General features: G+C 72.8%; 13 protein-coding genes and 1 pseudogene. 7 read left to right on the top strand and 7 right to left on the bottom strand.

Annotation, left to right across the window (positions count from 1 at the left end):
- Nucleotides 1–2,490, bottom strand: a 2,490-nt coding sequence (locus tag IE249_RS25760; protein ID WP_229859261.1) for a penicillin acylase family protein, incomplete at its 3' end; no start/stop codon positions are given.
- A 259-nt stretch (nt 2,491–2,749) separates the two neighbouring features.
- On the opposite strand from IE249_RS25760, the gene IE249_RS25755 reads away from it, so the two are divergent.
- The 4 genes from IE249_RS25755 to IE249_RS25745 all read left to right on the top strand — a co-directional run bounded on the left by IE249_RS25755 (nt 2,750) and on the right by IE249_RS25745 (nt 4,727).
- Nucleotides 2,750–3,352: a hypothetical protein gene (locus IE249_RS25755; protein WP_189708368.1), complete on the top strand. Its 603-nt coding sequence runs from the start codon at nt 2,750–2,752 to the stop codon at nt 3,350–3,352.
- A 65-nt stretch (nt 3,353–3,417) separates the two neighbouring features.
- Nucleotides 3,418–3,579 carry a 3-keto-5-aminohexanoate cleavage protein gene (locus IE249_RS40115; RefSeq protein ID WP_373304447.1) on the top strand — a complete coding sequence of 54 codons (162 nt, stop codon included), beginning with the start codon at nt 3,418–3,420 and terminating at the stop codon, nt 3,577–3,579.
- A 105-nt stretch (nt 3,580–3,684) separates the two neighbouring features.
- A complete protein-coding gene (locus IE249_RS40110) occupies nt 3,685–4,134 on the top strand; it encodes a 3-keto-5-aminohexanoate cleavage protein (RefSeq protein ID WP_373304446.1) in 450 nt (149 codons plus the stop codon).
- 131 nt (nt 4,135–4,265) lie between these two features.
- A complete protein-coding gene (locus IE249_RS25745; RefSeq protein WP_189708366.1) occupies nt 4,266–4,727 on the top strand; it encodes a MaoC family dehydratase in 462 nt (153 codons plus the stop codon).
- On the opposite strand, the gene IE249_RS25740 is transcribed toward IE249_RS25745, so the two are convergent.
- The 3 genes from IE249_RS25740 to IE249_RS25730 all read right to left on the bottom strand — a co-directional run bounded on the left by IE249_RS25740 (nt 4,718) and on the right by IE249_RS25730 (nt 6,976).
- Nucleotides 4,718–5,365, bottom strand: a complete 648-nt coding sequence (locus tag IE249_RS25740; protein ID WP_189708364.1) for a TetR/AcrR family transcriptional regulator — start codon at nt 5,363–5,365, stop codon at nt 4,718–4,720. The two genes, IE249_RS25745 and IE249_RS25740, sit on opposite strands and share 10 nt — an antisense overlap.
- A 111-nt stretch (nt 5,366–5,476) precedes the next feature.
- Entirely contained in the window at nt 5,477–5,764 is a 288-nt protein-coding gene (locus IE249_RS25735; RefSeq protein ID WP_189708362.1) for a YiaA/YiaB family inner membrane protein, read from the bottom strand.
- Nucleotides 5,765–5,824: 60 nt separating this feature from the next.
- The gene (locus tag IE249_RS25730) at nt 5,825–6,976 is read right to left on the bottom strand and encodes an acyl-CoA dehydrogenase family protein (protein WP_189708360.1); all 1,152 of its coding nucleotides are present in this window, start codon (nt 6,974–6,976) and stop codon (nt 5,825–5,827) included.
- 68 nt (nt 6,977–7,044) lie between these two features.
- Between IE249_RS25730 and IE249_RS25725 the strand changes: the two genes are divergently transcribed.
- From IE249_RS25725 to IE249_RS25715, 3 genes are all read left to right on the top strand, one after another.
- Entirely contained in the window at nt 7,045–7,695 is a 651-nt protein-coding gene (locus tag IE249_RS25725) for a TetR/AcrR family transcriptional regulator (protein WP_189708358.1), read from the top strand.
- A gap of 46 nt (nt 7,696–7,741) precedes the next feature.
- Entirely contained in the window at nt 7,742–8,452 is a 711-nt protein-coding gene (locus IE249_RS25720) for an ArsR/SmtB family transcription factor (RefSeq protein ID WP_189708356.1), read from the top strand.
- Between the two features lie 76 nt (nt 8,453–8,528).
- Nucleotides 8,529–9,455, top strand: a complete 927-nt coding sequence (locus IE249_RS25715) for a DMT family transporter (protein WP_373304445.1) — start codon at nt 8,529–8,531, stop codon at nt 9,453–9,455.
- A 37-nt stretch (nt 9,456–9,492) separates the two neighbouring features.
- Here the strand turns inward: IE249_RS25715 and IE249_RS25710 are convergent, their stop codons facing one another.
- From IE249_RS25710 to IE249_RS38485, 3 genes and pseudogenes are all read right to left on the bottom strand, one after another.
- Nucleotides 9,493–10,578 carry a Zn-dependent alcohol dehydrogenase gene (locus IE249_RS25710; RefSeq protein WP_189708354.1) on the bottom strand — a complete coding sequence of 362 codons (1,086 nt, stop codon included), beginning with the start codon at nt 10,576–10,578 and terminating at the stop codon, nt 9,493–9,495.
- Nucleotides 10,579–10,664: 86 nt separating this feature from the next.
- Nucleotides 10,665–12,053, bottom strand: a complete 1,389-nt coding sequence (locus tag IE249_RS25705) for an aldehyde dehydrogenase family protein (protein WP_189708352.1) — start codon at nt 12,051–12,053, stop codon at nt 10,665–10,667.
- A 143-nt stretch (nt 12,054–12,196) separates the two neighbouring features.
- Nucleotides 12,197–12,598, bottom strand: a pseudogene (locus tag IE249_RS38485) (sugar ABC transporter ATP-binding protein); the annotation flags it as partial.

Genomic DNA, 12,598 nt, shown 5'->3' with positions numbered 1-12,598 from the left:
GTACTGGAAGGCGCTGCCCGCGTGGGAGCCGGTCGGGCCGTGCCCGGCGGACGGCGACTCGTCGACCGGCAGGTTGTTGGTGATCGCGGTGTAGAGGTCGCTGCCGAGGCCCGGTTCGAACTCGGCCTTCACCAGCAGCGGCCACCAGGCGTCCAGGATGCGGATGGCGTCCGCGTTCGCGTACGTCTTCGAGCCCGCCGAGGTCTCGGTGCGCTTCGCGCCCGCCGTGACCCAGGCCTGGAGCTTGCTCACCGCGGCCGCGGCCGTGGGGTCGGTGACCGCCGAACTGTTGATCACCTTCAGCAGGCCGGGCAGCACGTCCTCCGCCCTGAGGTCGGCGAGGGCCGCGTCGGCCATGGCCTGCGTCAGGGAGGCACGGGTGACCCCGCCGGCCGTGACCAGCTTCTTCACCCGGTCCTCGAGCAGGTTTCCGCGGTGCACGGAGCCGTCGCCCCAGGACGCGGTCGTGTAGTCGAGCGCCTGCTTGTTGTTCCAGGAGACGTAGTAGTCCTGGTCGACGGAGTTGGGGTGGGCAGAGGCGGGGGTGTAGTCGGCGGTGTTGGTCGCCGGGTCCCAGTTCCGCCACTCGTACGTCTGCCGCGCCCATACCGGGAACTCGGCGTCGACACCGCTCGCGCGCACCGGGTTGTCGCCGCTGTTGTAGTACGCGATGTGCGCCGAGTCGGCGTAGAACCAGTTGAACGTGTAGTTGATGTGCCGGGTGGCCTGCTGGAAGTCCTGCGGGCCCTTCACGAAGTCCGGGTCGTTGAGCATCTGGAAGCCGATGATCGAGTCGGCCTCGTGCAGGAACGACGAGCGCAGGGTGGTGTAGGCGACCTTCTTGCCACCGACGCTGGCGCGGTACTCGACGGGGCCGTACTTGGTGCGCCACACGCGCATCGTGTAGGAGCCGGCCGCGGTGCCGTCGGCGACGGTGGGCTTCCAGGAGTTGGTCTGCTCGACCTTGTCCATGGCCGTGCAGGTGCCGTGGTACAGGTAGTGGTAGTCGTCCTGGCACAGCTCGACGGCGTAGGTGTCGATGATGTCCTGGCCGGAGGTCGTGGCGCTCCAGGAGTAGTCCTGGCCGCGGCCCAGTTCGACGTACATGCTGAGGCCGGCGAAGGAGGCGCCTCGGGCGCTGATGCCCGGGCCCTGGATCTCCTGGAGCATGAGGAGCTGGGGGGCGAAGTAGCCGGTCTGGGGGCCGAAGACGGCCACCGGGTGGCCGCTCGCGGTGGACTTGCCGCCGACCACCAGGGCGTTGGACATCCCGCGCCTGGCCGACGACAGGGAGGTCTTCGCGGCGGTCGTGGAGGCACCCTTGGCCGCGGCGGTCGCCGCGCTGCCGGTGCGGTCGTGGACCAGGGGTTCCTGGGTCACCGAGCCGGCGTCGGGCAGGGCCTCGCCCTGGGCGCTGTCCGGCTTGGCGGCGTAGGGGAAGCCGCGGCCGTCGTGGACGGTGAGGACGGCCTCGGGATCGTTGCGTTCACGGAAGGACTCCCAGACCTTCGTGCCCTCCTCCACGCCGTACTTGGCCTGCGCGGCCAGCAGGGAGAGCGCGTTGTTGACCTCGCCGCCCCCGCCGGAGCCGAACAGCGAGCCGATCACGGAGGCCAGGGCGACCAGGTCGGTGACCTTGAAGTGCTCGATGGTGCCGGCGTTGGTGATGGCGTCCTTGTGGCCGGTCAGGACGTACTCGCCGGGGAAGTAGCGGCCGGAGTCGGAGGCGTCGATGTAGGCGTTGACGCCGGAGAGGTAGGCGTTGACGTCCGCGAGCGCCTGCTGTCCGCGAGCGCCCGCCCGGGCCACGGCGTTGTCGATCTGGGCCTGGAGGTCGGCCTCGGTGTAGGGCGCGTTGCGCCAGAACTCCTGCTCCAGGCCCTGGTTGGAGGCCGCACCGCCGGCGAAGGCGGTCAGCTGCCCGCGGCCGACGTGCCGGAAGACGTCCATGAGCCACAGCCGGTCCTCGGCGGCGGCGTATCCGGCGCCGAACTCGGTGCCGTAGCGGGTGGTGCCGGTGATGTGCGGCACACCGGTCTTCTTGTCGCGGACGATGGTGACGTCGCCGCGGCCGGCGGGCTTCTCGGTGGACGCGACCTGGCCGGAGGGGACCCCGAAGGAGGCGTCGTCGAAGAAGCTGTTGATCTTCGCGTCGGTCAGCGAGGAGTAGCCGGTGGGGAGTCCGGCGTACGGTCCGAGCTGGTCCTCGGCGTGGCCGGGCTGGGTGCCGAAGGCCTGGTTGAGGAGGATCTGGGCGAGGGTGGCGTTGCCGTTCTCGCCGGGCGGCAGGATGTCCGAACACTGGCCGCCGCAGTAGTCGCTGGCGGCCGCGGCCGCGTTCACAGGGGACGCCTCGGCGGCCATCGCCCGGGAAAAAGGCGTCAAAAGACCGGCAATGAGGACGCATACGGAGGCGGTCTTCAGGAACCCGGGGAATCTGCGGGGAGTTCTCAGTCTGTCGAGCGCGAACTGTGGGGTGCGCCGTGGCATGGCAGCTCCTCCCGACGGGGGTGGGGCGGGACGTTACCGCCGGTATCCCCGAGTTGGAAGATGAACATGCGTCACTTTTTGGAGTCACCTCGTGGAGGTCAACAAGGGAGGCGTTATGGGGGGCATCGGAAAACGGATGGAGCCGAATCGCATGTCGATACGTCTACTCGGCGACGTCGTTACGACGACTCCGTGCGACGACGCCGAAGTGACCGAACTGACCGGAGTACAGGTGCAGGTGTGACGGAGGTGCAGGGCGATGGCCGGTTTCCGGAGTCTGGCGAGACAGGTGCGGGACCCGCGGTGCGATCTGGCGCTGCGGCGTTATTCGTTGCGCAAGTGCCTTGAGCGCTTCGCCCCTTACGGGCACAGGGCCACCTGGGACCATCTGTGCTCCCGGGCCGGGTTCGGCCCGGAGGACAGGTCCCCCGATCCGGTGCGGCTCGTGGCCGCGCTGGAGGAGCTCGAGGAGGCGCGTTCGGTGTGGCTCGACTACGAGGTCGAGTTCGCCAGGCGCCGCAGGAAGGAGAAGCACGACGGGCTGCGCAGGCCCGGCAGCGTGGACGACTGGCACCGGCTGACCTGGGGCGGCTTCGGGGTCGCCTGGTGCGACGACCCGCGCGTGCACCCCGGTGAGCCGCTGGCGGAGGTGCTGCGCCGGCTGATCGCGGCGCTGGAGCGCGACCCGGGCTCGTCCTGCCCGGTGTGCGGCGGGGAGCGCCTGGTCTGGCGGTACGACCTGGACCACGAGCCCTCGTCCGGTCCGGTCTGCGTGGACTGCGGGATCCTGGTCCCGCGCCCCGTCCTCACCCCCGAGGCCCTGGCGTACGCCAGGCGGGGGCGACTGCTGGTGTCCGCCTGAGAACGGCGAGGGGTGCGCTGGGGGATGCCGCACCCCTCTGAACGGGGGGCTTCACGATCGCGCGGGTGTGCCTGAACGGATCCCGGCGGGCCGCCGACGGCGCGGTGGTGCCGCTGACGCCCGCGGCTCTCGCCGAGTCCGCCGCCGGGGCCGTCGCGGCCGGGGCCACGGAGGTCCACGTCCGTCCCAGGACGCCTTGCGGCCGGGAGAGCTCTCCCCGCGTGTGATCGCGGCGACGCTCGAGGCGATACGGGCACGGGTGACCGTGCCGGTCGGGATCACCACGAGAGCCCGTGCGGAGCCCGGCCCGGCCCGCCGCCCGCCGGGCGCGCATGAGCGACTGGACCGTGCTGCCCGACTTCGCCTGCGTCGACCGGGGCGAGCCGGGAGCGGAGGAGCCGACCGCGGTCCTGCTGGACCTGGGGCTGGAGGCCGAGGCCGCCGTGCGCTCCGGCACGGATGCCGCGAGCCGGTTCGCGGCCTCGCCGCTGGGGCCGAGAGTGCGGCGGGTGGTGGCGCAGGTGACGGATGATTCTCCGGTGACGGTGGAGCAGTCGGCGTACGCCCTTCTGACGGCGCCCGGCGGCGTCCGCGGCCGCCCGCTCCTGCTGCACGGCCGGAGGCCACCGCCTGTCCGGTCCTGCGCCTCGGGGCGCCTGGGACCAGCCACCCGCATCGGCCTGGAGGACACCCTTCACGTCCCGGACGGCCGACGCGCCCGCTCCAACGCCGAGTTGCTGACGGCCGTGTCGCGCGAACACGCCGACGCCGGACGCGCATAGGGGCGAACCGGACGCGTGAGGGGACTGAGGCGCGCCGTCATCGAGCCGTGTCCCGTTGACAGAGGTCGTCCAGGCGACCATGCTAAGCAGTTGCTTAGGGATGTTGACTTGCGATGGGAGAGGCCCGGGACATGGCAGAGCCGAGGATCTTCGCGTCCGCCGACGAGCTGAAGGCGGCGGTGGGCGAGCAGCTGGGGTACACCGACTGGCTGGAGATCGACCAGAAGCGGATCGACCTGTTCGCGGAGGCGACCGGCGACCACCAGTGGATCCACGTCGACCCGGAGAAGGCCGCCGCCGGCCCCTTCGGCACCACGATCGCCCACGGCTATCTGACCCTCTCGCTGCTGCCCCTGTTCGGACCGCAGCTGATCAGGGTCGAGGGCGTGAAGATGGGCGTCAACTACGGCACCAACAAGGTCCGTTTCCCCGCCCCCGTGCCGGTCGGCTCGCGGCTGCGCGCCACCGCGGCGATCTCCGCCGTGGAGGAGGTGCCGGGCGGCGTGCAGGTCGCCACCGCCTTCACCGTGGAGCGCGAGGGCGGCGACAAGCCGGTGTGCGTGGCCGAGTCGGTGGCCCGCTACTACCTCTGAGCGGCCCCGGCCGCCTCCCCCGCGCCCACCATCCGCAGCACGAGACCGGCGTAGAGCGTGCCGACCTCCTCGGGGGTGCGGGGGCCGTCGACGTTGAACCAGCGGGCCACGTCGATGCACAGGGACAGCACGGCCAGGGTCGTGCCCCGCACGTCGGGGACGTCGAACTCCCCCGACGCCACGCCCTCCTCGATGATGCCGCGCACCTCTGCGTCGACCTGCCGGCGCAGCGCCAGGATCTCCGCGCGCGCCTCGGGGCCGAGCGAGTCGAGTTCGTACTGCACGACCCGCGCCGTGGTGCGCCCGCCGGCGTGCCAGCGGACGAAGGAGCTGACGGCCTCGGCGAGCCGCTCGGTGGGGCTGCCCTCGGCCCGGGCCGCCGTCCGCAGGATGTCCAGCGCCTTCTCGTGGCCGATCCGGCTGATGCGGTGGAGCAGCTCTTCCTTGGTCTTGTAGTGGATGTAGAGCGCGGCCGGGCTCATACCGGCGCGGCCCGCGATGTCACGGGTCGTCGTGGCGTGGTAGCCGCGCTCCGCGAACGCCTCCACCGCGGCGAGCAGCAGCCGCCGGGCCGCGTCGGGCGTGACCTCACCCCACGGCGACGCCTCGGTGCCGGCCGTCTCCTCCGCCATACTCATCGCTCACCTCATTCACTGGCAGGAGTAACACCATACCGGGATGGGTGAGCGGGCGCTTAGCGCGATCGCCCGGGAGGGGGCGATCGCGTCACTGTCCCACAGCTTCTCGTCTCACAGCTTCTCGAAGGGGTCGTGCTCGGCGAGCAGCTTCTCCAGGCGGGCCTGGTCGACCCGGCTGACGATCTGCCCGGCCTCCTGGCGGTCCCGTACGACCTTGGCGAGGGTGAAGGCCGAGGTGACGAGGTAGAGGACGGCGATCGCGAGGAACGCCCGCACCCAGGCGTCGGCGCTCAGCCGGAAGATGCCGATCGCGGTGGCCACCATGGCGATGGCGAAGGAGGCGACGGCCTGGCCGTAGAAGGCGGCCGTGTTCTGCTGCTTGACCGGTGTGTCACTCATGGCACCGATCATCGGCAGACGTGGCCCCCGCCACATCCGCCGGGATACTCAGGCACGTACTCAGAAAGCCGAGACGCCGGTCAGCGCGCGGCCGATCACCAGCTTCTGGATCTGACTGGTGCCCTCGTACAGGGTCATCACGCGCGCGTCGCGCAGCAGCTTGCCCGCCGGGTACTCGTCGATGTAGCCGTAGCCGCCGAAGACCTGCAGGGCGTTGTTGGCCGCGCGGACGGCGGCCTCGGAGGCGAACAGCTTGGCCTTGGAGGACTCCACCGCGAAGGGCTGCCCCCGGTCGACGAGGTCGGCGACCCGCCAGGTCAGCAGCCGGGCGGCGTCCACGTCGACGGCGATGTCGCTGATCAGTTCCTGCACGAGCTGGTGGTGGGCGATGGTCCTGCCGAACTGCTCGCGCTCGCCCGCGTAGCGCACCGCCGCGTCGAGGGCGGCCTGGGCTATGCCGACACAGCCGGCCGCCACCGACATCCGCCCCTTGGCCAGCGCGGACATGGCCACCGAGAAGCCCTTGCCCTCCGGGGCCAGCATCGCCGAGGCGGGCACCCGCACGTCCTCCAGGACCAGCTCGGCGGTCGCCTGGCCGCGCAGGCCCAGCTTGCCGTGGATGGTCCTGCGGGTCAGGCCGGGCGTGCCGGTGGGGACGAGGAAGGCGGAGACGCCCTGGTGCCCGGGGGCGTCGGTGGAGCGGGCGAAGAGGAGGACGACGTCGGCCCAGGTGCCGTTGGTGATGAACATCTTGGTGCCGTTGATGACGTAGTCGTCGCCGTCGCGCACGGCCCGGGTGGCGAGGTTGCCGGCGTCGGAGCCGGTGCCGGGCTCGGTGAGGCCGAAGCAGCCGACGTACTCACCGGAGGTCAGGCCGGGCAGCCAGCGCCTCTTCTGCTCCTCGCTGCCCCAGGCGGCGATGGTCTTGGCGACCAGGCCGAGCGAGACGGAGACGATGCCGCGCACGGAGGAGTCGCCGCGGCCCAGCTCCTCGGTGACCAGGCAGTACGCGAGGTGGTCGCCGCCCGAGCCGCCGTACTCCTCGTCGACGGTCAGGCCGAGGAAGCCGACCTCGCCGAGCTTCTTCACGACGGACCGGTCGACCTCCTCGGCGCGGTCCCAGGCGACGACGTTCGGGGCGATCTCGCGCTCGACGAAGTCCCGGGCGAGCCGGCGGACCGCGGTCTGCTCCTCGCTGAGTTCGAGATTCATGACGGATCACCCCTATTGAAGGCTGCACCTTTAAATTAGCACTGCTAGTTTAATGCCGCAGCCCTACTATGTGCGCCATGGCCCGACCGCGCAAGCCCCTGCTGAGCACCGACCGCATCGTCGAGACGGCGCGGGACCTCGTGGACACGGAGGGCCTGGCGGCCGTCTCCACGCGCCGCCTCGCCGCCGAACTGGGGGTGAGCGGGCCCTCGTTGTACAACCACTTCCGCACCAAGGACGAGATCCTGGAGGCGGTCGCGGACTCGGTGAGCGCCCTGGTCGACCTGTCGATGTTCGAGGACGGCCGGGACTGGCGGACCGCGCTGCACGACTGGGCGGTGTCCTACCGGGCCGCGCTGCGCGACCACCCGAACATCGTCCCGGTGCTCGCGCGCGGGCCCGGCCGCCGCCCCGCCGCACTGCGGCTGGCCGACGCGGTCTACGGGGCGATGGTCGAGGCGGGCTGGCCGCCGGCGCAGGCCACCTCCATCGGCGCGCTGATGCGCTACTTCATCATGGGCTCCGCGCTCGGCTCCTTCGCGGGCGGTTTCGTGGACGACGCCAGCGCCTACGACCCGGCCGACTATCCGCACCTGGGCCAGGCGCACCTGCTGGCCGAGCAGCAGGAGAAGATCGACGAGCGGGCCTTCGAGGCGGGTCTGACCGCGCTGCTGGACGGGCTGGCGCAGCAGTACGAGCGGGCCGGGCAGCAGGCGTAGGGACACTTCGGCGGGCGCCGAAGCGTGCGTGCCGCATGCTGGTCGCATGACCTCCAAGGACCCCCAGGCGCCCGGTCTCGCCGCGCTCGCCGGGCTGATCGCCGACGAGACACGGGCGGCCTGTCTGCTGGCGCTGCTCGACGGGCGGGCCTGGACGGCCGGCGAACTGGCCCGGCGCGCGGGTGTCGCCGCGTCCACGCTGAGCGAGCACCTGGGCAAGCTGGTGGCGGGCGGGCTGCTCGCCGAGGAACGGCAGGGGCGGCACCGGTACGTACGGCTGGCGGACGCGCGAGTGGCGCACCTCGTGGAGGATCTCGCCGCCCAGGTCGCGCCGGGCGCGGTCCGGCCGCCGCGAGGGCTGCGGGAGGCGGGCGCCGGTTCGGCGATGGCCCGGGGCCGCACCTGCTACGACCACCTCGCCGGGCGGCTGGGCATCGCGGTGACCGACGCGCTGACCGAGCGCGGACTGCTGCGGCAGGACACCGGGTTCGCGCTCACGGACGCCGGAGTGGGGTGGTTCGGCGCGCTGGGCATCGGCCTGGACCGGCGCGGCCGCCGGCCGCTCGCCCGCGCCTGCCTCGACTGGACCGAACGCCGGCCCCACCTCTCGGGCGTCGCGGGCGCCGCGCTGTGCCGGCACGCCCTCGACGCGGGCTGGTGCGTGCGCGTCGGCTCCGAGCGGGCCGTGCGGGTGACGCCGGCGGGCGAGCGCGCGCTGTCCGAACTGCTCGGCATCCCCACGACCGCCCTGCGCTGAGCCGGATCCCCGCCCCGGCCTCCCCGTCCGAAAACCGCGAGCCCGCGTGCCGTCGGGCCGCCTAGCGTCTGGAGACATGATGAAGTTCTCCCCCGGCCGGCCGGCCGCCGCTGCGGCCGCGGTCACCGTGGTGCTCTGGGCCTCGGCCTTCGTGTCGATCCGCAGTGCGGGGGGCGCGTACTCACCCGGTGCGCTGGCGCTGGGACGGCTGGCGGCCGGGGCGGTGACGCTGGGCGCCCTGTGTCTCGTACGGCGGGAGGGCCTGCCGCCGCGGACGGCGTGGCGCGGGATCGCGCTGTCGGGCGTGCTGTGGTTCGGCTTCTACATGGTCGCGCTGAACTGGGGCGAGCAGCGGGTTGACGCCGGGACCGCCGCCCTGGTGGTCAATGTGGGCCCGCTGCTGATCGCGCTGCTCTCGGCGCGGCTGCTCGGTGATCCCGTGCCGCCGCGGCTGCTGGCGGGCATGGCGGTGTCCTTCGCGGGGGCGGTGACCGTGGGGCTGTCCATGTCGGGCGGGGGCGGTTCGTCGCTGGTCGGAGTGGTGCTGTGCCTGCTCGCGGCCCTCGCCTACGCCTGCGGTGTCGTGGCGCAGAAGCCGGCGCTGGGCCGGGCGAGCGCGCTGCAGGTGACGACGTACGGCTGTCTGGTGGGCGCGGTGGCCTGTCTGCCGTTCGCCGGTCAGCTGGTCCACGAGGCGGCCCGGGCGCCGCTGCCGGCCACGCTGAACATGGTCTACCTGGGCGTCTTCCCGACCGCGCTGGCGTTCACGACGTGGGCGTACGCCCTGGCGCGGACGACCGCGAGCCGGATGGGCGCGACGACGTACGCGGTGCCCGCGCTGGTGGTGCTGATGTCGTGGCTGGCGCTCGGCGAGGTGCCGGGGCCGCTGACGCTGGGCGGCGGGGCGCTGTGCCTGGCGGGCGTGGCGGTGTCGAGGTCCCGCCCGAGGCGGCGGGAGCGGACCGCGCCGGCGAGCCGACCACGGCCGGAACGGGTGCCGTAAGGCCCTCGGCTCCGCCCCGGGCGCCCCGCGCCGGTGCTCAGAACACCACCAGCGCCCGGCCGCCCTTGCCCGCCGTCATGTTCTCGAAGGCGGCCGGGATGCCGTCCAGCGCGATGTGCTCGGTCACCAGCGCGCCGAGATCCAGGCGTCCGGCGCGGACGTGCCCGGCGAGCACCGGCAGGTCCTCGGCCGGGTCGCAGTTCCCGTAGACGCAGCCGGACAGGGTGCGGCCCCAGTGGAAGATCTCCAGGGCGTTGAAGGTGACCTGCTCGTCCTTGCCACCGATGCCGACGACCGTGGTGCGGCCGCCCCGGCGGGTGGACTCCCAGGCGGCGCGGATGCTGACCGCGCGGCCCGCGCACTCCACCGAGACGTCGACGCCCTGCCCGCCGGTGAGGGCGCGGATCTCGCGGGGGGTGTTCGCGGAGGCGACGACGTATTCGGTGGCGCCCGCGCGCCGTGCGAGTTCCTCCTTCTCCGGGGTCACGTCGACCGCGACGATCTTCGACGCGCCCGCGATCCGGGCGGCCTGGAGGGTGGCCAGGCCCACCCCGCCGACGCCGAACACCGCGACGCTCTCGCCCTCGCGCACCCGCGCCGAGTGGTGGACGGCGCCGTGTCCGGTGAGGACGGCGCAGCCCAGCAGGGCGGCGTCGGTGAGCGGCACGCCGTCGGGCAGCGGCAGCACGCAGGGGGCGGCGACCACCGTCTCCTCGGCGAAGGCGGCGACGTTGAGACCGGGGTGCAGTTCGGCGCCGTCGGCGGTGCGGGTGGCGTGGACGCCGGCGGCGCCGTTCAGGGCGTTGGCGCACAGCCACACCTCGCCGAGCGAGCAGGCGTGGCACTCGCCGCAGGACGGCGCCCAGTTGAGGACCACACGGTCGCCGGGCGCGACGCGGGTGACGCCTTCGCCGACGGCGAGCACGGTGCCGGCGCCCTCGTGGCCGAGGACGGCCGGTACCGGCACGCGCATGGTGCCGTTGGCGAGCGACAGGTCGGAGTGGCAGACCCCGGCGGCGGCCAGGCGCACCCGGACCTGGCCGGGGCCCGGCTCGGGGAGGTCGATCTCCGTGATCTCCAGCGGGGCGCCGATGGCGGGCAGGACGGCGGCACGTACGGCCATGGTGGCGTGGCTCCTGGGTCGGCTCGGGCTGAAAGGACCTGAATCTGAAGGGACCTGGAACTGAAGGGACCTGGAACTGAAAGGACTCAGAACTGGAGGGACTTGGTCTGGAGGTACTCGGTGAGGCCGTGCGCGCCGAGTTCGCGGCCGACGCCCGACTGCTTGTAACCGCCGAACGGGGCCAGGGGGTTGAACCGGCCACCGTTGATGTCGACCTGGCCGGTCTCCATCCGGCGGGCGAAGGCGACCGCCTCGGCCTCCTCGCCCGCCCAGACCGCGCCGGCGAGGCCGTAGACCGTGCCGTTGGCGATGCGCAGGGCGTCGTCCTCGTCGTCGTAGCGCAGGACGGACAGGACCGGGCCGAAGATCTCCTCCTGGGCGACGGTCATGCCGGGGGTGACGTCGGCGAGGACGGTGGGGCTGACGAAGTAGCCGCGCTCGTAGGGGGATTCGAGGCCGCCCGCGACGAGACGGGCGCCCTCGGCAATGCCCTTCTCGATGTAACCGAGCACGCGGGAGCGCTGCTTGGCGTTGACCACCGGGCCGATGCGGTCGCCGTACCTGGCGGCGGCCGCGGCGGCGAGCTCCACCGCCTCGTCGTACTGGTCGCGGTGGACCAGCATGCGGGTCCACGCGCTGCACGTCTGGCCGGAGTTGGACATGACGTTGGCGACGCCGACGTTCACCGCCTTGGCGAGGTCGGCGCTCGGCAGGATGACGTTGGCGGACTTGCCGCCCAGCTCCAGGGCGACCTTCTTGACGGCGGCGCCCGCGGTGGCGCCGATGCGCTTGCCCACGGCGGTGGAGCCGGTGAAGGAGACGAGGTCGACGTCCGGGTGCTCGGCGAGGGCCTGTCCGGCGACCGGGCCGAGCCCGGTGACCAGGTTGAACACCCCGGCCGGGAGCCCCGCCTCGTCGACCGCCTCGGCGAACAGCTGGGCGGTGAGCGGGGTGTCCTCGGCGGGCTTGAGCACGATCGTGCAGCCGGCGGCCAGCGCGGGGGCGGCCTTGGCGACGATCTGGTGCAGCGGGTAGTTCCACGGGGTGATCGCGCCGACCACGCCGACCGGCTCGTGGAACACGGTGGAGTTGCCGACCTTCTCCTCGAAGGCGTACGTGGCCGCCAGGTCGGCGTAGGAACCGGCTACCGCGATCGGGACGCCCGCGTGGACCGCCTGCGAGAACGGCAGCGGGGAGCCCAGCTCGGCGGTGACCGTCTCGGCGATCTCGTCCTTGCGGGCGACGAGGACGTCCCGGAGGGCCGCGAGGCGGGCGGCGCGCTCGGCGGGCGGGGTGGCGGCCCACGCGGGGAAGGCGGCGCGGGCGGCGCGCACGGCCGCGTCGACGTCGTCGGCGGTGCCCGCGGGGACGGTGGCGATGACCTGCTCGTCGGCCGGGTTCACCACCTCGATGGCGTCCCGGCCGGCGGCGGGGCGCCAGGCGCCGTCGATGTACATGCCGTCGTGTGCCTTCATGGTGCTCCTCCGGGGCGGGGGTGCGTCGTGGCGCCCGGCCCGGTTCCGCGGCCGTGCCGGTGCGCGTCACAACCTACCGACAGCCCCATAAACTAGCGCCGATAGTTTTCCGGCGCCAGACGCATCCCGCACGGTGTCCGGGATCACTCCTCCAGGTCCGGCAGATGGTCCGGGGCCGGGCAGATGCGCTCCCCGTGCTGGTCGAAGACGAACAGGTGGGCCAGGTCGACCAGGAGCGGCACCTGCATGCCGTGCCGGAGCCGGATGTCGGGGGTGGTCCGCACGACCAGATCACCGGGCAGACGGCCGTCCGGATCGCCGGGCGGACGACCGCCGGCGGACACGGCCGCTTCCGGGTCCGGGCCGCTGTCGGCAGGGTGGTCCAGTACCACCACGGGTCCCGCACGCAGGGCGCCCGCCTTCTCGCGCAGGCGCTCCAGGACGGTGCCCTCGCGCCGACGCCGCCGCACCGGACGGCGGGACGGGCGCGCGGCCTCCAGGTCCGGTACGACGGCGGGGCGGGAGCCGGTGTCGAAGTGGACCAG

The sequence above is a fragment of the Streptomyces anandii JCM 4720 genome (assembly GCF_014650655.1).
In the GTDB taxonomy this organism is placed as follows: domain Bacteria; phylum Actinomycetota; class Actinomycetes; order Streptomycetales; family Streptomycetaceae; genus Streptomyces; species Streptomyces anandii.
This window is presented reverse-complemented; position numbering and strand designations above follow the sequence as displayed.

Bases quoted from the DNA above. Each gene is read 5' to 3' on its own strand.
- IE249_RS25755 (WP_189708368.1), top strand. From the start codon at position 2,750: ATGGCCGGTTTCCGGAGTCTGGCGAGACAGGTGCGGGACCCGCGGTGC.
- IE249_RS40110 (WP_373304446.1), top strand. From the start codon at position 3,685: ATGAGCGACTGGACCGTGCTGCCCGACTTCGCCTGCGTCGACCGGGGC.
- IE249_RS25745 (WP_189708366.1), top strand. From the start codon at position 4,266: ATGGCAGAGCCGAGGATCTTCGCGTCCGCCGACGAGCTGAAGGCGGCG.
- IE249_RS25740 (WP_189708364.1), bottom strand. From the start codon at position 5,365: ATGAGTATGGCGGAGGAGACGGCCGGCACCGAGGCGTCGCCGTGGGGT.
- IE249_RS25735 (WP_189708362.1), bottom strand. From the start codon at position 5,764: ATGAGTGACACACCGGTCAAGCAGCAGAACACGGCCGCCTTCTACGGC.
- IE249_RS25730 (WP_189708360.1), bottom strand. From the start codon at position 6,976: ATGAATCTCGAACTCAGCGAGGAGCAGACCGCGGTCCGCCGGCTCGCC.
- IE249_RS25725 (WP_189708358.1), top strand. From the start codon at position 7,045: ATGTGCGCCATGGCCCGACCGCGCAAGCCCCTGCTGAGCACCGACCGC.
- IE249_RS25720 (WP_189708356.1), top strand. From the start codon at position 7,742: ATGACCTCCAAGGACCCCCAGGCGCCCGGTCTCGCCGCGCTCGCCGGG.
- IE249_RS25715 (WP_373304445.1), top strand. From the start codon at position 8,529: ATGATGAAGTTCTCCCCCGGCCGGCCGGCCGCCGCTGCGGCCGCGGTC.
- IE249_RS25710 (WP_189708354.1), bottom strand. From the start codon at position 10,578: ATGGCCGTACGTGCCGCCGTCCTGCCCGCCATCGGCGCCCCGCTGGAG.
- IE249_RS25705 (WP_189708352.1), bottom strand. From the start codon at position 12,053: ATGAAGGCACACGACGGCATGTACATCGACGGCGCCTGGCGCCCCGCC.